Annotated in this window: 18 protein-coding genes and 1 pseudogene; 9 read left to right on the top strand and 10 right to left on the bottom strand. The window is 65.0% G+C overall.

The features are described 5' to 3' along the window. Positions 1 to 11: 11 nt before the first annotated feature. Entirely contained in the window at positions 12 to 206 is a 195-nt protein-coding gene (locus tag ABH935_RS23260; RefSeq protein WP_370380027.1) for a hypothetical protein, read from the bottom strand. A 492-nt stretch (positions 207 to 698) separates the two neighbouring features. Here ABH935_RS23260 and ABH935_RS23265 point away from each other — a divergent pair, with 492 nt between their 5' ends. Genes ABH935_RS23265 through ABH935_RS23275 form a run of 3 tightly spaced genes read left to right on the top strand, consistent with a single transcriptional unit; the run spans position 699 to position 2,389 of the window. Next, positions 699 to 1,436 carry a DUF5919 domain-containing protein gene (locus ABH935_RS23265; RefSeq protein ID WP_370380131.1) on the top strand — a complete coding sequence of 246 codons (738 nt, stop codon included), beginning with the start codon at positions 699 to 701 and terminating at the stop codon, positions 1,434 to 1,436. Positions 1,437 to 1,443: 7 nt separating this feature from the next. After that, entirely contained in the window at positions 1,444 to 1,920 is a 477-nt protein-coding gene (locus tag ABH935_RS23270; RefSeq protein ID WP_370380028.1) for an NUDIX hydrolase, read from the top strand. Then, positions 1,913 to 2,389: a hypothetical protein gene (locus tag ABH935_RS23275; protein ID WP_370380029.1), complete on the top strand. Its 477-nt coding sequence runs from the start codon at positions 1,913 to 1,915 to the stop codon at positions 2,387 to 2,389. Before ABH935_RS23270 ends, ABH935_RS23275 begins: the two co-directional genes overlap by 8 nt. Here ABH935_RS23275 and ABH935_RS23280 read toward each other — a convergent pair. Genes ABH935_RS23280 through ABH935_RS23295 form a run of 4 tightly spaced genes read right to left on the bottom strand, consistent with a single transcriptional unit; the run spans position 2,373 to position 4,619 of the window. Next, entirely contained in the window at positions 2,373 to 2,918 is a 546-nt protein-coding gene (locus ABH935_RS23280; protein ID WP_370380030.1) for an HD domain-containing protein, read from the bottom strand. The two genes, ABH935_RS23275 and ABH935_RS23280, sit on opposite strands and share 17 nt — an antisense overlap. Before the next feature lie 56 nt (positions 2,919 to 2,974). Beyond that, positions 2,975 to 3,457, bottom strand: a complete 483-nt coding sequence (locus ABH935_RS23285; protein WP_370380031.1) for a GntR family transcriptional regulator — start codon at positions 3,455 to 3,457, stop codon at positions 2,975 to 2,977. 36 nt (positions 3,458 to 3,493) lie between these two features. Continuing rightward, the gene (locus ABH935_RS23290; RefSeq protein WP_370380032.1) at positions 3,494 to 3,937 is read right to left on the bottom strand and encodes an ATP-binding protein; all 444 of its coding nucleotides are present in this window, start codon (positions 3,935 to 3,937) and stop codon (positions 3,494 to 3,496) included. A gap of 34 nt (positions 3,938 to 3,971) precedes the next feature. Next, on the bottom strand, positions 3,972 to 4,619 hold the full coding sequence (locus ABH935_RS23295) for a helix-turn-helix domain-containing protein (RefSeq protein ID WP_370380033.1): 648 nt from the start codon (positions 4,617 to 4,619) through the stop codon (positions 3,972 to 3,974). Positions 4,620 to 5,089: 470 nt separating this feature from the next. Between ABH935_RS23295 and ABH935_RS23300 the strand changes: the two genes are divergently transcribed. Both ABH935_RS23300 and ABH935_RS23305 read left to right on the top strand, forming a co-directional pair. After that, on the top strand, positions 5,090 to 7,780 hold the full coding sequence (locus tag ABH935_RS23300; protein WP_370380034.1) for an ATP-binding protein: 2,691 nt from the start codon (positions 5,090 to 5,092) through the stop codon (positions 7,778 to 7,780). Positions 7,781 to 7,816: 36 nt separating this feature from the next. Beyond that, on the top strand, positions 7,817 to 8,956 hold the full coding sequence (locus ABH935_RS23305; RefSeq protein ID WP_370380035.1) for a hypothetical protein: 1,140 nt from the start codon (positions 7,817 to 7,819) through the stop codon (positions 8,954 to 8,956). 555 nt (positions 8,957 to 9,511) lie between these two features. Here ABH935_RS23305 and ABH935_RS23310 read toward each other — a convergent pair. Both ABH935_RS23310 and ABH935_RS23315 read right to left on the bottom strand, forming a co-directional pair. After that, a complete protein-coding gene (locus ABH935_RS23310) occupies positions 9,512 to 10,096 on the bottom strand; it encodes a hypothetical protein (RefSeq protein ID WP_370380036.1) in 585 nt (194 codons plus the stop codon). 147 nt (positions 10,097 to 10,243) lie between these two features. Further along, positions 10,244 to 10,708, bottom strand: a complete 465-nt coding sequence (locus ABH935_RS23315) for a hypothetical protein (RefSeq protein WP_370380037.1) — start codon at positions 10,706 to 10,708, stop codon at positions 10,244 to 10,246. Positions 10,709 to 10,761: 53 nt separating this feature from the next. On the opposite strand from ABH935_RS23315, the gene ABH935_RS23320 reads away from it, so the two are divergent. Further along, the gene (locus ABH935_RS23320; protein WP_370380038.1) at positions 10,762 to 11,124 is read left to right on the top strand and encodes a DUF488 domain-containing protein; all 363 of its coding nucleotides are present in this window, start codon (positions 10,762 to 10,764) and stop codon (positions 11,122 to 11,124) included. A gap of 121 nt (positions 11,125 to 11,245) precedes the next feature. Here the strand turns inward: ABH935_RS23320 and ABH935_RS23325 are convergent, their stop codons facing one another. Then, positions 11,246 to 11,863: a hypothetical protein gene (locus ABH935_RS23325; protein ID WP_370380135.1), complete on the bottom strand. Its 618-nt coding sequence runs from the start codon at positions 11,861 to 11,863 to the stop codon at positions 11,246 to 11,248. Between the two features lie 468 nt (positions 11,864 to 12,331). Next, positions 12,332 to 12,586, bottom strand: a pseudogene (locus tag ABH935_RS23330) (helix-turn-helix domain-containing protein); the annotation flags it as partial. Positions 12,587 to 12,669: 83 nt separating this feature from the next. On the opposite strand from ABH935_RS23330, the gene ABH935_RS23335 reads away from it, so the two are divergent. From ABH935_RS23335 to ABH935_RS23345, 3 genes are all read left to right on the top strand, one after another. Further along, on the top strand, positions 12,670 to 13,452 hold the full coding sequence (locus ABH935_RS23335) for a DUF4232 domain-containing protein (RefSeq protein WP_370380039.1): 783 nt from the start codon (positions 12,670 to 12,672) through the stop codon (positions 13,450 to 13,452). Positions 13,453 to 13,588: 136 nt separating this feature from the next. Then, positions 13,589 to 16,237, top strand: coding sequence for a dTMP kinase (tmk, locus tag ABH935_RS23340; RefSeq protein WP_370380040.1), 2,649 nt, complete (start codon positions 13,589 to 13,591; stop codon positions 16,235 to 16,237). Next, positions 16,234 to 17,421, top strand: coding sequence for a DNA polymerase III subunit delta' (locus ABH935_RS23345; RefSeq protein ID WP_370380041.1), 1,188 nt, complete (start codon positions 16,234 to 16,236; stop codon positions 17,419 to 17,421). The genes tmk and ABH935_RS23345 overlap by 4 nt, the downstream gene beginning before the upstream one ends. A gap of 45 nt (positions 17,422 to 17,466) precedes the next feature. Here the strand turns inward: ABH935_RS23345 and ABH935_RS23350 are convergent, their stop codons facing one another. Further along, positions 17,467 to 18,450, bottom strand: a complete 984-nt coding sequence (locus tag ABH935_RS23350; protein WP_370380042.1) for an AraC family transcriptional regulator — start codon at positions 18,448 to 18,450, stop codon at positions 17,467 to 17,469. Positions 18,451 to 18,465 lie beyond the last annotated feature (15 nt).

The following is an 18,465-nucleotide window of genomic DNA, read 5'->3' on the forward strand; positions in this document are numbered from 1 at the left end:
TCTGTGCCTCCTCAGAAGTGCAGTCGAGACAGGAAGATCGCGACGCTGTGGAGCGCGTTCGCGATGTGCGGACCGACCGTCGACGAGGAGAGGTAGAACCCGAACAGGGCGCAGATGACGATGTGCCAGAGCGACACGCCGGCGTACCGCCAGAGCACGTACACGAGGACTCCGAGCAGCACCGCGGCGGACAGGGAAACGGCCATGGGGTTCACCTCCCTTCGGGTCGGTGGGTTCGCAGCGGACGGGGGTGGGTTCGGCGCCCCTCAGTGCGGCGATGCCAGCGGATGCGGGCGCGGCACTTCGGGCACAGCGTGTTGCGCTCGTCGTCGCGGATCGCGGCACCGCACTCGCATTTCCGCCCCTCGTCAGTGGCCTGGTGGAGCTTCACGGATCGACTCCTCTCGTTTCGGAGCCTTACCGCTCGATCCATAACTTGAACATGTACAACATGTTCAAGTTCACGATGACCCGCTCCCGACTCGGAGTCAAGATGGGGAGATCAGAGCGGTTCCGGCTCTTGGCTTCGGCGCCGTTGCGCCGATGAATCGAGAGTGCCGCTGCGACCGGGGACGACATCACCACAGGACTGGACATGTGCAGGACGTCCCAGAGAACTGATACATGGCTGGACGTGTCCACAACGTCTCGCCTACGGTTGACTGGTTTCCGTGACTGCAAGCGCGCAGGGGGTGACGATGCGAAACGAGCGACTTCGCGCGGCCATCGTCGAAAAGGGGCTGACGCCTGAAAGCCTCGCCACAGCGATCGAGGTCGATCCAAAGACCGTCGAACGATGGGTCACGAAGAATCGCGCGCCCTACCGCCGGCACCGGTACGCCGTCGCCTCAGTACTCGAAGTCGACGAGGGCTATCTCTGGCCCGATGTCGCATCGCCGGCCGACGCGGCGGGAGCCTCCGAGAGCGAGATCATCAACATCTACCCGCACCGCTGGGCCGTGCCGAATGAGCTGTGGCACCGGTTCTTCGAGTCAGCAGAGGAAGACATCGGCGTACTCGTCTACTCCGGGCTCTTCCTCTCCGAGGACACAGGGCTGCACCGCGTCTTCCGCTCGAAGGCCGAAGCCGGGGCAGAGGTCAGGATCCTGCTCGGCGACCCATCGAGCGACAACGTCGCACGTCGCGGCTCTGACGAGGGCATTGACGACACCATGGCCGCGAAGATCAAGAACGCGATCGTGATGTACAGGCCACTGCGAAACATCGACGGGATTGAGTTCCGACTACACGACACGATCTTGTACAACTCGATCTACCGGGCCGATGATCAGATCCTCGTCAACACTCACATTCACGGCTTCGGCGCAGCTCAGGCTCCGGTTCTCCACCTGCGCAGGGTCGCGGGTGGAAGCATGGTCACGAACTACCTTGAGAGCTTTGACCGAGTGTGGGACAACGCGACACCACTGGAGTGATGCGGCGATGCCGAGCAGGATCGACTACTTCAACGACCCGAACGCGCCCGCCGCGAACAGCCTGGTTCCGTCGGTCAACGTCATCGTCATCGACGACGCCGGCCGACTGCTCATGATCCGCCGCACCGACAACGACAACTGGGCCGTTCCTGGCGGTGCGATCGACCTCGGTGAGTCCATGATCGACGCTGCCATTCGCGAGACGATCGAAGAGACAGGGATCGTCTGCGAGATCACCGGGATTGACGGGATCTACACCGACCCCCGCCACCTCATCCACTACACCAGCAACGACGAGGTCCGGCAGGAGTTCTCGATCGTCCTGACGGGCCATCCGACCGGCGGCGAACCGACGCCGAGCAACGAATCCAGCGAGGTTCACTGGGTTGAGATCGACGCCGTAAACGACCTTCAAATGCACCGCTCCATGCGGGCACGCATCGAGCACTACCTCAAGGGCGACGGGACGCCCCACCTTGGGTAGCGACTGGCTCAACACCTGGTCGAACGTCTTTCAATCTGTCGGCACGGTGGGTGCCTTCGTCACAGGCTTCGTGCTGCTCCGCCGAGAGCTGAAGCGCGAAGCGGACCGGACCGAGGACGAGCGACGCGCGCAGGCGGCGAAAGTCAGTGCATGGGTTGAGATGTACCGCCGGACTGACGGCACGCGAGAGTTGGCGCTGCACGTCCACAATGCATCTGACATGCCCATATACGAGGTTGATCTTCCTCTGCCGGTTCCTGTCGGCGAAGACCCGGAGACCGAGTTCATAGGTCTCGTGCCTCCCGGTCAGACGATCCGCCGGCCAGCTCCGCGCGCATGGCTGACCTCGTACACGGAGCCTGAGCCGGTCGAGATTGAGTTCCAAGACAGCATGGGACGCCAATGGCGACGCGATGAGCAGGGAGCGCTCGTTCGGACCTCAGGTCAGCGCACTATCGAGCCTCGATGAGTTCCGTCACCTTTACCGCAGCGTCAACGATGCATGGGCTCGCTTCGCGGATCGACTCGGCGACGAGATGACCGTCTCCATAGCGACTCAGGATCTCCGCTAGGCGGTCTTCGACCTCGGTGGGCTTGCCATCCGGGGTCGTGGTCATGTCGCAGAACGTCAGCGCGTCGCTAAGGACTCCCCCAACTGGTTCGAATTCCGCCTCAAGCACGTCGGCGAGACCGCGATTACGCGCTTCGATGGCTGCACACGAGTGATGCGCGACCAGCGAGCAAATTCGGGGATCCGCTCCCAACTCGCGCAGGTAGCGCGCACCGTCGAGGGGATGAAATCCCGTGTCGGCCACGGTCGGCGCGTAGCCGATGTCATGGAGCCATGCCGCAGCGATCAAGGTACCCGCATCGTCGCCGAAGACGTAGGCGATGGATTCCGCACGCGCAGCGACGCCCTGACTATGAGCCCATCGCCTAGGAAGAGGCTCCGCGAGAAGCCGTCCCGCCAGTTCACACGCCCACGTCACTTGATCCATGTCTCCCAAGCTAGCCCCATCGAACGCGAACATGACTGATCAGGTGCTAGACGTCTTCAGACGTCCCGATCAGAAGGGTTCAGAACGTACCGACCCTTGCCCTGAATCGCTTCGATGAGCCCGGCCCCTTGAAGCTCGACAAGCGCCTGCCTCGCAGTTCCGCGAGCCACGGCGTACTGCGCGACGAGCGCGGCCTCACTCGGCACCAGGTCTCCGGGCTGGAGGTCTCCGCTTTCGATCCGCTCACGCAGGTCGTCAGCAATCCGCCGGTACTGAAGATGGGGATCTGCCTCATGTTCAGCCTCATCGCCCTGCCCCGCGACGACCCGCCCCCGTCCAGGAAGAGCCGTGATCAAACCCTCCCGCTCAAGGTCGCCTAACGCACGCCGCAGAGTGTTCCGCGAAACGCTGAACTCGCTGGTCAGCATCGCCTCGCTGGGCAGCAGCGAGCCGACCGCGTACTCACCCTCGGCAATACGCCGCCGCATCGCGTCCGCGATGGTCTTGTACGCGCCCCACGCCGTTTCCCGTGCGCTCACCCGCGCCGCCTCGCCTTCGTCTCGCGGTACATGACATCACGAGTACGCACGCGCGTCCTCAGGCCACGCGGTCAGCTCACACCACGTCAGCTTGCCGACGAGCGTCCGATCAACGCCCCAACGATCCGACACGCCTTCGACGACGAGTAGCCCGCGCCCGGACTCTCGGTCCTCGTCCGGCTCGCTCGGCTCCCCGCTCTCCGGATCAGCGTCATGGATCGCGATCCGCAACGTCGCCCCGTCCCGACTGAGGGCGAGCCCAACGGTCGCGTTGGACGCCACCGCACTGTGCCGCACGACATTTGTGACCAGCTCCGACGTCACAAGCTGCGCGGAGTACCGCGCGTCTTCCTCCGCCGCAGCCATCACCAGCACACGCCGAACGACCTCCCGCAGATGGCTCACGAACTCCGCTCGCGCCGGCAGGAACAGCGACGCGAGCAGCATGGGAGGACCACCGCCCCTCAGGTAGCCCTTCATCAGAAATGCTTGATCACTAACGTTGGCCATGACGTCATCCCCAATCCCTTCGCACGTAGCGGCCTTGCGCACGAGCTTCGAGAACCCTGGAGGACGCAGAAACCGCCCGGCTGGGCGGGATACGGATCGGCCGCAGCGCAAGACTGCACCCCAGCTTCTGCGCCCACAGGATGTGTGCGATCGGCCGAGGGGGCACGCGAACCAGCTCCCAACGCTGGATCGAGTCCCGCGTGACGCCGACGAGTTCGGCAAGTTCCCCTTGCGCCATCCCTAGAGCCTGGCGCCGGTGCCTCAACGGGACGGCCAGCCGGCGCCGCTCGAAGACTTCCCACACTTCGCCGGGGCGCTCGCGCAGCGGGCCCATGCGCAACTCGCCGTCCGACCCGACGATCACCAGACGCCGGCTCAACGATCGAGACCACTGGATCAGGTGCACCAGGGTCGGTTCTATCGCTCCGGTCTCCCACTCGGATATTGCCCTACCCCGAACCGGCAGACCCGCCGACAGCGCGTTCTGAGAGAGCCCAGCATCCAGACGAGCGGACCGCAGCGCGGACACTATCCGCGCAAAGATCGATTCCGTTGCGCTGTCGATGTGCAGCGTCCTTGGCCCGCCCAGCTCTGGCGGGAACGTCGCGGCCATGACGGTGCGTGCACCGAATCGCGTGGTCACGGCTTCCACGCTTCCTCGTACGAGCACTGGCGCAGAGGCGTGGACCACGCATCTTCCTCCGCCGCAGCCATCACCGGCACTCGACGCACGACCTCCCGCACGCAACTCGCGAACTCCGTCCTCGCCGGGAAGAACAGCGACGCAAGCGGCATGGGTAGACCATCCGCTCTCAGGTAGCCCTTCATCAGAAACGCATGATCACTCGTGTTGGCCACGGGGTCATCTCCGATCGCTCTCGCACATGGCGGCCTTGTCCACGAGCATTGAGAGCCCAAGAGGACGCCCACACCGCGCGAGGAGAGACGTCCTGGGACGTCCCTGCGCAGAACAAGACGTCCCGCGTTATGCGCTACACCAGGGTTCAAACGCGGCGGTAGGTGCCCCGCGGGCACGCATCGATGGCGCTACCAGAGCCCTGAGATACTCGCTACACTCGAACTTTCGGCTACCAGAGCGGCTGCAACGCCAAAGGGGTGTCCATGAATCGCCCAGCTAACGAAGGTCAAGAGCCTCTCGACTTGGGTTTTCCAACACCGACACCCGAGAAGAGCGTAAGTATTGCCGACTTCGTCGGCGTTGAACGCAATGCCTCCGATGTAGTGCCGGTCAGTATCTCGCTAGAAATAATCGAGCGCTTCTCCGAAGGCCTATATAGCTCACCCAACAAGACGTTCGAAGAGCTAGTATCCAACTCGTACGACGCCGGCGCGGGACGGGTATGGATTTACATGCCATCTGACCTTACGGCGACAAACGCATCGATCCACGTAGTCGATGACGGTGTGGCCATGGACATCGAAGGCCTTAATGATCTATGGCGAATCGGAAAGTCACGTAAGCGGGAATCCCCTCAAAGTGGCACAGCTCGTGCCCCAATTGGAAAATTCGGGATTGGAAAGCTAGCCACATACGTACTAGCCGAAGAGCTAACATATCTCACATTGAAAGATGGCGTTTATCGCGCAGTCACTATGGACTACAAGAAAGTCCAGGGTGGCATGAGTGATCCGCGCAGCCTTGACCTATTGGTATACGAGATCACCGCTGAAGAGGCGCGCGAGGCAATTGCGTCAAGCCTGGCAGGCCAGGATTCTAGTCAAGAGCTACTCGATGCGCTGTTCTCTACTGGGCAGACAGCGCTAGAGCACTGGACAGCGGCCGTCATGACGAAACTGAAGAAGCCAGCTCGTAGTATTCAACAAGGGCGACTTAAGTGGGTTTTGTCAACCTCCATCCCTCTGAACCCACAGTTCAAACTCTACTATAACGGCGATGCGATCCAAGCATCAAAAGCAAAGGGCACGGAGCTCTGGAAATTCACCATAGGAGCGGACGAGCCGGAACTGCCTGCCGATCAAAAGATTGGCAAGGCAGAAACAATCAACGTCAATGACACACCAGTGCCAGCGTATCGACTCCCGGAAGCAGGCCGAGTGTGGGGCGAGGCGAAGCTTTTTGAGGAATCTCTCCAGAAAGGGCATAGTAACCTGCTCGGGCGAAGCCATGGATACTTCGTTCGAATTCGTCAGCGACTCATTAATCTGGACGATCCGACCTTCAACGTCGGGCCGGAACTTCACCATGGCACCTTGACGCGTTTTCACATGGTGATCAACGCGGATGACCTTGATCATCTTATCGCAAGTCCGAGAGAGAGCTTGCAGGATTCGCCAGAGCTACGGGAGCTCCGCGCCTACATGCTTGCCGTTTTCAATAAGGCGCGCACAGTCCAAAAGTCAGCAGATGATCGTGATCCGCTGCCCCTGCTTACTAAGAAGGGCCGTATTGCGAACCCGCCAATGGGTCTAACCCAGGGGCCACTACGGCGAATGCTACAAAGGGCAGCTGACGGAGATGCTGCCGTACGCGAGAGTCTTGGCATGAAGCCAGACGAATATACGCAGACACAACTAATGCTGAACACCAATGAAGGTCTCCTCGAACAAGTCATTGTCGAGCCGGTCGGCGATGACGCGAGACTCATCAGGTATGACGTTGACCGGCGAGCCGCGATTTTGAATCAGACACACCCGTTCATCGGAAACTATATCGACCAACGCGGAGCCCAAGAGCCATTGCAACTCTTCGGCTTGACTGAGCTGCTCACTCAAGCCTACATGCTCGACGAAAACGTGGATGCCGAAGTAGTAAACAGAATCATGAAGCGTCGAGACGCATTCCTACGAGACTTAGTGCGTCATCATCCCCGCTCCGCAGCCGTCGTGGCTAGGCAACTTAGGGACGCAAGCAACGACGAACACCTTCTAGAGGACGCAGTCGCGGACGCGCTAGAGGTGCTGGGTTTCAGTGTGATCCGCGTTGGAGGAAACGGCAAGCCTGACGGAATCGCTACTGTGAGACTCGGTAGGAGAGGAAACGGAGAGAGCAAGAGCTATGCACTCACCTACGATGCCAAGTCGAGCGGCAAGAAGGCTTTCGAACTAATCAGCACTGCCGGCGAGCGAGACGAAAAGGGTCGCTGGAAAGAACCCTCGACGAACCCACCTCGAATTCAAGCCGGAACTATGCGTACGTCTATTCTGCGCGTTCATCGCGAACGTTCCGCAAAAGATTTCAACCTCGATGTCGCCCCAGAACACACCCTAATCGTCGCTCCCGGTTTTCAAGGCGATGGGGACAAAGACGCGCTAATTACGGCTATCTGCTCAAACGACGGCATCACACCAATTACCGTGGGAGACTTGGCACGTCTAGTCGAGCTTTCACCCCTTCGACGACTGTCACCGCTGTCTCTCCGCCCTCTGTTTGACGAACGCTCGCCCGACGGTGCTCGTAAATTTGTTGAGACAATCGAAGCCCAGCCTGCGCCTCAAATGCCACCCGTTAAGCAGGTCATCGAACTGCTGGTACAATATTCCGAGCGCAAGTCAGCCGTAAAGGCGGATACTCTGTCCACAGCAATTTATGAGCGCACGCATGGGAAGCTTGATCTCACACACGAGGATTTGACTTCCATCGTGCGTGGTCTCGCAGCACTGGCGCCTTCTAGCGTATTCTTTGATGGTGAGTTTATTGCCCTCAACGCCAGCCCGCAGTCCTTGCTGTTTGAGTTAAATCAGACCTTGCAAGACTACCCAGACAGGCTGGCTAATTCATACCTCGAAGCAGTCCAATTGAACGACGAAACTGTCGATGGAGGGCAGTCATAGATGTCACGTGCTGCTGTTCATCCTTTTCCTGCCCGTATGGCGCCCGAACTCGCGGCGCAAAAGGTTGCATCGCTTGAGCCGGGATCGGTAGTCCTCGATCCCATGATGGGATCAGGAACGTTTCCTCTCGCCGCATCCGGCTCTGGACATAGGGCCTTTGGGTGTGACACCGATCCGCTTGCCCTCATCATCTCTAATACTGCTGCCGGAATGTTTGATCTTGAAGATTTGGTCACACACGCGCGAGATGTTGTATCACGTGCGAGCCGTGAGGAAGAAGCCAATCTTCCAGTCGATGCAGAAACCTTGGCGTTTATTGACTTCTGGTTTGATCCCGTAGCCAAAAATCGTCTCGCAGTACTCGCAGACGAGATTAGAAAGCGCCCTACCAGTCTTCACGCACCTCTCTGGTGTGCTTTCTCGCGACTGATCATCACAAAGGACGCCGGCGCGTCTCGCGCCAGGGATGTTTCGCATTCGCGTCCGCACCGCGTTCGTGAAGCAGCTACGATCGATCCGCTGACCGCGTTTCTTCCTGCTGTTCAGACTATCGCCCGTCGCGTAGCCGCCTCGCGGATCTCGAACGTGGACGTCATACCGCATACTTCGTCAACGCCAAGTCTCATCCGAGCGGATGCTCGTGCATTGCCACTTTCCGACGATTGCATCGATTCGGTAATGACAAGCCCGCCATACCTAGTCGCTATCGACTACTTGCGGGGCCATCGCATGAGTCTGGTATGGATGGGACATAGCCTCTCAGATCTTCGTTCGCTACGCTCATCGAATGTCGGTTCTTCAGCCGGATCCCGCCCAAGTAAGGAAGTCTCAGCGCTTATTGGCGATGTAACCTCCGGCGAGCTCTCCCGACAGGCTGCGAACGTAGTTGCTCGCTATATTGGTGACCTCGACGCGGTGATAGGCGAAATCGCCCGTGTGCTCAAGCCCGGTGGTTCGGCTGCTTTTGTGGTCGCCAACGCGGTCATGGGTGGCGTTCCAGTATCAATCGAGAAGATTCTGACTCGCGTCGCAAGCGATCATAGTTGCGCGCTGGTGGACCGTGTCTCACGTGCGCTGCCGGCTGATAGTCGCTACCTACCACCGCCCAAGGATGGGCCTGGCTCTCTAGCCAAACGCATGAAGGAAGAGATCGTCTTAAGTTTTACAGCTGGATGATCAGCCATACGTAAGGAAGCACGCTCAGCCCTCTGGGATCTTCCTCTCTGGTTGCACAGCTGGTTGCAGTACGCCCAGATAGGCCGGTGTCGGCCCGCGTCCGCGACGCGGGCCGACACCATGGCTCACCTGCACTGACGCACGCCGGCGTACATCACCAGACACCGCCGGAATGTATGTCAATATGCTTAGCTAACTCTCGTAATGCGTAGGTCGTCGGTTCGATTCCGACAGGAGGCTCTCCTCTGACCAGGGCGCTCGCCGATTCGGCGAGCGCCTTTGTCGTTCCTTCGTAGCGCTGCCCGTAGCGGTTGTGACCGCGGATGCGGCTTCGGCGCTGTGGTGCGACGCTGGTGGGGCCGGGCCATCGGTCTCACCAGGCCGAGGGATCAGGTTCTCCTCCGCGCCGGACACGACGGCGGTCAGGCTGGACGAGGCGGTTCTGGGTGTCGGAACGGCTGCGCCGGCCGCGGCATGACGGTCAGCTCGGCTCTGACGGGACGCTCGGCCGAAGCCCAGGTCAGACGAGTTCTGACCTGGGCTTTCTCGTTGTCTCTAGAACCTGCTCAACGCGGTCTTGGCCAGCGTGGTCAGCGCGTCGGCGACTGGCTGCGGGGGCAGAGTCGCGGGGGCGGAGCCCTCGCCGCCTTTGGAGATGCTGATGTCGATGGCGGTGGTGCCCTTGACTACGTAGATGTCGAAGATGTTGCCGGTCAAGCCGTAGACCACTGCGTTGTCGCCGAGGGCGGGGACGGGTTGGGTTTGTTGGGCGAGGTCTTGGGCGTGGTGGATGATGGCCGGGGGGCCGACTTGGAGGATGACGTCGTCGGCGTCGCCCGCACCGTCGAAGGTGCAGGTGCTGCCGTTGCCGCCGGCTGTTTGCTGCTCGACGCCGGGGGCCACGTCGTCGCCCAGGGCGGTCTTGGCCTGGTCCTGGGTGATCAGAGAGCAGGCGGCGGGGAACTTGCCGTCGGCTTTGCCGCCGGCGGCGGCTGCGGGTGGTTGGCCGAGGGGGGCGGTCGTCGACTGGCCGGATGTGGCGTTCTTCGGCGACGAGTTCGACGATGAGCAGGCTGCCACGGCGAACGGCAGCGCTATGAGGACAGCCGCCAGTGTGGTGCGGCGTCGAGTGTCGGTCATTTCTCCCCCTTTGATGCAGCCCGCGGTCGTGGGCTGCATCAAAGGTATGAAGTGGCCGCTGAGGGGCGTATCCGCGAAGTCACCTGTGTTTGGGCGGCAGGTCCCTGACACGGGTGTCGGCAGGATGTGGCTCTCGGGGCGGCAGCATCAGGCCCCGCAGTCGGAGGCCCCGTCGCTCGCCTCGACACCCAGTACCAGCGGCGCCACCTCGGCCTGGAGCATCGGATCGCCGAGGGGCTCCAGGTCGCCGTCGGTGCGGACGTAGCGCTGGGCGAGGATGAGGGCGCGGTCGAGGTCGAGTTGGTGGGCTTCGACGAAGACGGCTTCGGTGCGCTCTCCCTCGTACGTCGTATAGCCGTCGTAGGCGAGGGTGATGGCCGTGGTGCCCGCCTCCGCGGTCGCCAGGTACTCGCGGGCCGCGTCGATCGTCTCGGGGACGTCCGCGCCGGGGCTGACGGCGAAGCGCGTGAGGGTGGCGGTCCCGTCCTCGCGGCGTGCGAAGGAGAAGGGCGTGAAGGGTTGGTCGGATAGCTGTGCGTTCTCCAGCGCGTAGTCCAGCGCGGTGAACACCAGCTCTTTGGTGCTGTCCGTGGTCTCGTCCCAGATGGTCACACGGTCAGCCTTACAGACCGGTCCCGTACGCGGAGGCCTATTAGCCTGGCTCCATGACTGGCGACTACAGGATGAAGCGGGCTTATAGCGCTGCGTCCCAGGCGGACGGCAAGCGGGTCCTGGTGGATCGGCTGTGGCCGCGCGGCGTCGGCCGAGAAGAGGCCGCGCTCGACCTGTGGCCCATCGACGTGACGCCCTCCAACGAACTCAGGAAGTGGCTCCACGCGCACCGCGATGAGTACGCAGAGTTCGAAGCGCGCTATAACGCCGAGCTAGGCGGAGACGCCCAACAGGCCGCGCTCGCAGAGGTGCGCGCTCTGCACACCAAGCACACCGTCACGCTTATCACCGCCGCTAAGGACGTCGAGCACAGCCACGTCCCCGTACTCCTCAAGCGCCTACAGGAAGGGTCCTGAAAGGCGAGTAAAGCCCCTGCGGTACAAATGGGAGATGAAGACCACCGGGGTCAAGGTCCGCGCGATCCACCTCGTCGAGGGCAAGGGCGAGGGCCACTAAAGGTGGCTACCCGCAGGGGCGTCAGTTCACGGTCGCGGTGTCGTCGATCAGCCAGCTGTTCGAGCCGGTGTCGTAGTCGTAGATCGGACGCCCCTTCGCACCGCTGGTCTGGAACGGCTTGCCGTGGTCGTCGATCCGGACGGTCCCGGACCGGCTCCCGCTGCTCCAATCCAGCTCCAGGTACCACGCGACGTTCACCATGTGCGCGTGCGCATAGACGGTCAGCACCTGCGGATCGGACTGCGACACCTTGAAGGGGAAGTCCACCGCGGGCACCACCGTGTCGCCCTGCTGCCCCGCCTTGGGATTCGCCAGCGGCCGGTCGGTGTCCAAGTTGATGTCGAACGACACCGGCTGTATCCCGCTCCCGCATCCCGACGCCATGGAGAACGCGGACCAGGGCAGCGGCGCGGCCTTACTAACGGTTCGGACGTGCAGCCCCGACAAGACCACCGCGTCCGACGACGTCCCCTGCACCGCCAGCTCGATCTTCATCGTGCCCGCCGGCACCGCACCCAGCGCGGCGGCCCAACCCCGGGCGTCCTGTTCGGCCGGCGGAGGAGGAACCTCGCTGGGCTTCCTGTTCAGCAGGTACCACTGCTCGCACTTGTCCTCCCACTGGTAGGGACGGATAGTCACCGCGATAGGCGGAGCAGCAGAACTGGAAGAAGGAGAAGAGGACGCGCTGGACGAACTCTGCGGAGAGGACGGCGCGGAGGACGAGGCAGATGAAGAAGAGACAGAGGTGGAGGTAGACGGGGAGGGAGAAGAGGAAGAGAGGGAAGACGAACTCTGTAGAGAACTCTGCACAGAGCCCGCAGCGGGATGCCCACCGGATCCCGAGGACGCAAAAGCGACTCCAGCCACAGCCGCGCCGACTCCCAAGACGGCGAGCACGGCAAGCGCGGGAAGAAGACGGCGACGACCTCGCGAAGAGGCAGCAGGCGGAACAGCAGACGCAGGGACCTCAGGAGGGCCGTCGGGAGGAAGCTCTACAGAGGAAGCCGCCGGCTCCTCCGGAACCGCCTCAGCAATCACCGCTGTCTCAGCAGCCGTTGAGGAACGCGCCTCAACCGCAGCCATCCACAGCCGATAAAGCGTCGCCATCTCCGTCGCGGAGGCTCCGGTCAACCGCGCGAACTTCTCTATGACGGCGTACTCCGGGGGCACAGTCTCCCCCTGCACATACCGATGCAGCGTCGAGGTCCCGACATGCAGCCGCTTCGCCAGGACCCCGTAACTCAGGCCCGAACGCTCCTTCAAATCGCTCAGCAGAGCGGCGAAACCCTCCGACCCGGACCCCACGCGGCTCCCTCCCGTCCCGGATCGGCGTCCCATCCCAGACGCTAATCCGCAGCTCATGCTACGGGAAACCGTCCCGGACGCGACCCGCAGCCCTTCCACCCCCGACGCGCCCCACCCCGGGACGGACAAGCTCCGGAGTCATGACGAACCACATCACGCCGACCGCCAAGACCCTCCTCACCGCCGCCCTCGCGGCCTCCGCCCTCCTGGGACTGAGCGCCTGCGGCAGCTCCACCGCCAAGCCCTCCGCGGCCGCGGCAGGCACCCCGACCGCGAACCAGTCCCAGCAGGCCCCCGCGCCGAACGCCGCGACGACAACGGCGACGGCCACCACCCAGGCGCCGGACGTGGCCCAGGCCTCCACGCAAGCGCAGGGCCAGCCGCAGAACCAGAACCAGACGCAAACCAACACCCCCACCACCCCGACGACCAAGAAGCCCTCCGCCCCGAAGGGCTCGACCCCGAAGTCCCCGAAGCCCTCCACCACCGACTCCGGCATCGCCGCCGCCTGCACCCCCGACCACCTCAAGGGCACCGTCTCCAACCTCGCCCGCCCCATCAACCACGTCCTGCTCACCGTCACCAACACCGGCGGCGCCGCCTGCAGCGTGTACTACTACCCCGGCCTGCGCTTCGACGCCGACCAGCAGGCCGTCACCCAGGCGGTCGAGGACAGCAAGCCGCAGGCCGTGGTCACCATCGACCCGGGCCAGTCCGCCTACGCCTCCATCGGCACCTCCGCCGCCGACAGCTCCGCCGGCAAGGTCGAGCCCCAGGTGGAGGTGTTCCTGGAGGCCCGGGACCAGTCCGGCTCGCTGCCCGGCTCCCTGAAGCTGCCCCTGCCCTACGACACGGTCGTGGACCAGAACTCCGCGTTCGTCACTTACTGGCAGTACGACATGCAGAGCGCCATCGCCTGGTGAAGGACCGGGGCGGGACGGCCCGCGCCCCGGCCGCAGGTCGGATGTCCGTGGTCCGGCGGTACGGAGAATCACCCGCGCCGCCGAACCACGGCACGCGACCGCCCCGTTCGAAAACACAGAGCATTACCGTGGTTGCATGGAGTCATCACCGGTCGGGATCCGCGACGTGCTCGCCATCCCCGACTTCCGCCGGCTGTGGACGGCCCTGTCGCTGTCCAGCCTCGGGGACTGGCTCGGGCTGCTGGCGCAGTCCTCGCTGGCGGTGTCCCTGGCCGGAGGCGGCTATGCGGGCCGCTCCTATGCGGTCGCCGGCGTCTTCGTGGTCCGGCTGATCCCGGCCGTGCTGTTCGGGCCGATCGCCGGCGTGGTCGCCGACCGGCTGGACCGGCGCTGGACGATGGTGGCCGGCGACAGCGCGCGCTGCCTGTTCTTCATCTCCATCCCCCTGGTAGGCACTCTGTGGTGGCTGTTCACAGCCACCTTCCTGATCGAGATCGCGGCGATGTTCTGGATCCCGGCCAAAGAGGCCACGGTCCCGAACCTGGTCCCGCCACGGCTCTTGGAGCCGGCGAACCAGGTGTCGCTGCTCACCGCCTACGGCACCGCTCCCATCGCGGCGGGCGTGTTCACCGTGCTGTCGCTGATCACGAGAGGCCTGGCGAGCCAGTGGAACTTCTTCACCGCCAAACCGGTCAGCCTCGCTCTCTACTTCGATGCGCTGACGTTCCTGTTCTCCGCTCTTACGATCGCGCGCCTTAAGAGCATCCCCGCGCGGTCCGCTACAGAGCGCGCCGCAGAGCGCCGCCACACCACCGACACCCGCTCCCCGCTCCGCACTCTTTTCGACGGCTGGCACTACCTCGGCGAAGACAAGAGAATCCGCGGTGTGATCATCGGCACAACCGGGGCCTTCGCGGCCGGCGGCGCGGTGGTCGGGCTGGCCCGGACCTATGTCGGCGATCTCCACGCAGGCCAGGCGGCGTACGGCGTCCTGTTCGGCACCGTCTTCCTCGGCCTGGCCGCCGGGATGTTCTCCGGATCGCGGGTGCTGGCCGGAGTGTCGCGGCAGCGGCTGTTCGGCTCCGTCATCTTCGCCGCGGGGTTGGTTCTCTGCGTGTTCGCCCTGGTGCCGGTCCTGCTGCTCAGCGTGCTGTGCGCGCTGGTCATCGGCTTCCTCGGCGGGACCGCGTGGATCATCGGGCAGACCATGCTGGGCCGCGAGGTGGCCGACGAGCTGCGCGGCCGGACGTTCGCCTTCGTCCAGTCCCTGATCCGGGTGACGCTGGTCCTCATCCTGGCCGTGTCCCCGGCGGTGGCCGGCATGTTCGGGGCGCACACGCTAAGCGTTCCCGGCGCATCAATCACCTATGGTGGCGCGGCCATCACCCTTTTCGGCGCGGGATTGCTGGCGATGGGCGTCGGGTGGGTGGCGTACAGGATGATGGATGACGTGCCAGGGAAATCGTTGCGGAACGAACTGAAGGCGGCGCTTAAGCGCACCGCCGCTCCGACGCGCGCCGGGGGCGTGGCGGAGTCGGGGACCACCTCCGGACCGGCGGCCGGAGCCGACGGGAACCCGCTGCCGGAAGGCACCGGGGTCGAAAGGCCCGCGCACACCTATACCGGCACCTTCCTGTCCTTCGAGGGCGGCGACGGCAGCGGCAAGTCCACGCAGCTGGACCTGTTGGCCGACTGGCTGCGCGGGCGCGGCCACGAGGTGGTGGTGACCCGCGAACCCGGCGGGACGCCGCTGGGCACGAAGCTGCGGAACATCGTGCTGGACGCGCACAACGCCGACGTCATCTCCCCACGCGCCGAGGCCCTGATCTACGCCGCGGACCGCGCCGACCACGTCGAGCGGGTGATCCGGCCGGCCCTGGAGCGCGGCGCGGTGGTGATCACCGACCGCTACGTCGACTCCTCGCTGGCCTATCAGGGCGCGGGCCGCGCGCTGTCGGCCCGGGAGGTCGAGCTGCTGTCGCACTGGGCCACGCAGGGCCTGATGCCGGACGTCACGGTCCTGATGGACCTGGACCCGATCGAGGCGGCACGGCGGCGCAAGACCCCGGCCGACCGGCTGGAGCTGGAGTCCGTGGACTTCCACCGCCGGGTCCGCAACCGCTACCTGGAGCTGGCCGCGGCCGAGCCGGAGCGGTTCATCGTGATCAACGCCCTGGAGTCGATCGAGCAGATCTCCGGGCGCGTCAAGTCACGGTTGGAGGGCCGGATCCACCTGTCGCGTCAGCAAATGACCGAGGAAGCGGCGCGCCGTGAGGAGGAGCGCCGCAAGGCTGCGCAGGAGCGCGCAGTACAGATGGCAGAGCTCTCCGACGCCGAGCGCCAGCGCGCCGAGGCCGAGGCCGAGCAGCGAGATCAGGCGCAGCGGGAGCAGGAGGCGCGGGAGTTCGCGCGGCAGGAACACATGCGCCGCCTAGAGGAAGAAGCGGCCAGGGCCGAGCGCGCGGCGCGCGAGCGGGCCCAGGGCGCGGGCTCCAGTGAGTTGTCCTCGCGCCCCTCGCCGACCGACCGACCGGCAATCCGGCCGGAGCAGACGATGGATTCGTATTCACCGTCCCCGCGCGCCGTCACGCCGACTCCGGCTCCCCCGAGCACCCCACCGCGGGCCGAGGAGATCTCCGCACCGCCGGTCCGCGGCGAATGGGAAGTCCCGGACTACATCACCAAGCCGGAGTTCGACGAGGAACCGGAGCAGGACGCGCTGTCCATGGCCGACGAGCTGTTCGGGGCCCGGCAGCCGTCACGGCACGGCGGGGACGACGCGTGAGCGGCGGCGGCGCGCCGTTCGAGCCCTACGGCGTCTGGACCGACCTGGTCGGCCAGGACCACGTCGGCGCCGAGCTCTCACAGGCCGCGCTCGGCAACGGCATGACGCACGCCTGGCTGCTGACCGGACCGCCGGGATCGGGCCGCTCGACGGCGGCGCGCGCCTTCGCGGCGGCGTTGCAGTGCACGACGGAGAGCGAGCCGGGCTGCGGACACTGCCTGGGCTGCCGGACCGTCCTGGAGGGCACCCACCCCGACGTGCTCCAGCTGGCCACCGACCAGCTCTCGATCGGCGTGGCCGACACCCGCGGCCTGGTGCGCCGCTCGTCGATGACCCCGTCCTCGGGCCGCTGGCAGGTGCTGCTGATCGAGGACGCCGACCGGCTCACCGAGGCGGCCGGCAACGTCCTGCTGAAGGCAGTCGAGGAGCCTTCGGCGCGCACGGTGTGGATCCTGTGCGCACCGGGCCGCGACGACATGCTGCCCACGATCCGCTCCCGCTGCCGCCACCTGCTGCTGCGCACGCCGCCCTCGACGGCGGTCGCGGAGATCCTGGTCCGGCGCGACGGCGTGGACCCGATCCGCGCCCGCGAGGCCGCCCGCGCCGCGCAGGGGCACATCGGGCGGGCGAAGCGGCTGGCGACGGACGACGAGGCGCGCGCGAAGCGCACAGAGGTACTGGCTCTGGCGTCCTCGCTGACCGACATAGGGTCGGCGCTGTCCGCGGCGCAGAGGCTGGTTGACGCGACCATCTCCGAGGCGAAGCGTGAGGCCGAGGACCGGAACGTCATAGAGACCGCGGAGATGCGGGTCGCGCTGGGCTACCAGGAGGGGTCGCGCAAAGCGATTCCCGGCGCCGCCGGCGCACTGAAGGACCTGGAGTCGCGGCAGAAGAAGCGCACGACCCGGATGCAGCGCGACGCACTGGACCTGGCGTTGGTGGACCTCGCGGCGTTCTACCGCGACGTGCTCGCCGTCCAGCTCGGCGCGATCGGAGGGGCGGGTGGCGACGTCACCGAGCCCATCCACGACGACCAGTACGCGGCCGTACGCAAAATCGCCGCGGCGGGAACACCTGAAGCGACGCTAAGGCGGATCGAAGCGGTGCTGGAGTGCCGGAAGGCTGTGGAGAGAAACGTGGCGCCGCTGTTGGCTGTAGAGGCCATGGCAGTGAGTCTGCGGTAGAGAACCCTTAGAGGCGGCCGCCTCTAAGGGCGGAACTACGCGGAACTACACAGCTACGCGCCAGGGCCGCACTGCCGCCACAGGCGTTGCCTCTCGGACGGCCCGCTCCCGGTGTTCCTTAGGGCTGATCCCACGCACCCGCTTAAAGGCCGCGCTCAGCGCGAACGCACTGCCGTACCCGACCTGTTCGGCCACTGATGCGATGGTCGCGGAGGGGTCGCGCAGGAGGTCTGCGGACAGCGCCAGCCGCCAGTTCGCCAAGTAGGCCATAGGCGGCTCCCCGACCTCAGAGGTAAAGCGTCGCGCGAGCGCGGCTCTGGACACATGCGCGGCGTCGGCGAGGGCTGCGACAGTCCACGGATGCGCGGGGGCGTCGTGGATCAAGCGAAGCGCCGTACCGACCACCGGGTCGTCCTGCGCGCGGTACCAGGCGGGCGTCTCCACGTCGGGGCGCGCCAGCCAGGTACGCAGCGCGACCACGGTCAGCAGGTCCAGAAGGCGGTCCAGGACCGCGTCCTGGCCGGGGGTGTCGCGGGCCACCTCGTCGCCCAGCAGCGGGATGAGCGGCGTGTCGCACTCCCCGTCGCGCAGCACGGCCAGCGGCGGCAGCGCGGACAGCAGCGGCGCGCAGATCTCGCTGAGGACCTGGTACGTGCCGGTGACCAGGACCGTACTGCCGTCGGGAGCGTTGCCCCAGCTGCGGGTACCGAGGGTGCGCAGGTCGCCGAGTTCCTCGCCGTCGGGCGTGGTGCAGCGCTGGCCGGGATGGATGACGGCCTGCGGCGCCGTGGCGGGGTCGTCGGCGAACACGTACGGGTCCGGGCCGCGCAGGATCGCCAGGTCACCGGTGTGCAGCCGGGTCGGCGCACCCTCGTCCGGGACCACCCACCCGGTCCCCGAGATCACCGCGACCAGGGTCAGCGGCGCCTCGTCCTGCACCCGCAGCGACCACGGCGGGGTGAGCAGCGAACGCAGCAGGAAGGCACCGTCGGCGCGCGGTCCGTTGAGCAACCCGGCTATGACGTCCATCCTTCGACTGTAGAC

The organism is Catenulispora sp. GAS73 (assembly GCF_041262085.1).
GTDB lineage: Bacteria > Actinomycetota > Actinomycetes > Streptomycetales > Catenulisporaceae > Catenulispora.

Bases quoted from the DNA above. Each gene is read 5' to 3' on its own strand.
- ABH935_RS23260 (WP_370380027.1), bottom strand. From the start codon at position 206: ATGGCCGTTTCCCTGTCCGCCGCGGTGCTGCTCGGAGTCCTCGTGTAC.
- ABH935_RS23265 (WP_370380131.1), top strand. From the start codon at position 699: ATGCGAAACGAGCGACTTCGCGCGGCCATCGTCGAAAAGGGGCTGACG.
- ABH935_RS23270 (WP_370380028.1), top strand. From the start codon at position 1,444: ATGCCGAGCAGGATCGACTACTTCAACGACCCGAACGCGCCCGCCGCG.
- ABH935_RS23280 (WP_370380030.1), bottom strand. From the start codon at position 2,918: ATGGATCAAGTGACGTGGGCGTGTGAACTGGCGGGACGGCTTCTCGCG.
- ABH935_RS23290 (WP_370380032.1), bottom strand. From the start codon at position 3,937: ATGAAGGGCTACCTGAGGGGCGGTGGTCCTCCCATGCTGCTCGCGTCG.
- ABH935_RS23300 (WP_370380034.1), top strand. From the start codon at position 5,090: ATGAATCGCCCAGCTAACGAAGGTCAAGAGCCTCTCGACTTGGGTTTT.
- ABH935_RS23305 (WP_370380035.1), top strand. From the start codon at position 7,817: ATGGCGCCCGAACTCGCGGCGCAAAAGGTTGCATCGCTTGAGCCGGGA.
- ABH935_RS23310 (WP_370380036.1), bottom strand. From the start codon at position 10,096: ATGACCGACACTCGACGCCGCACCACACTGGCGGCTGTCCTCATAGCG.
- ABH935_RS23320 (WP_370380038.1), top strand. From the start codon at position 10,762: ATGACTGGCGACTACAGGATGAAGCGGGCTTATAGCGCTGCGTCCCAG.
- ABH935_RS23335 (WP_370380039.1), top strand. From the start codon at position 12,670: ATGACGAACCACATCACGCCGACCGCCAAGACCCTCCTCACCGCCGCC.
- tmk (WP_370380040.1), top strand. From the start codon at position 13,589: ATGGAGTCATCACCGGTCGGGATCCGCGACGTGCTCGCCATCCCCGAC.
- ABH935_RS23350 (WP_370380042.1), bottom strand. From the start codon at position 18,450: ATGGACGTCATAGCCGGGTTGCTCAACGGACCGCGCGCCGACGGTGCC.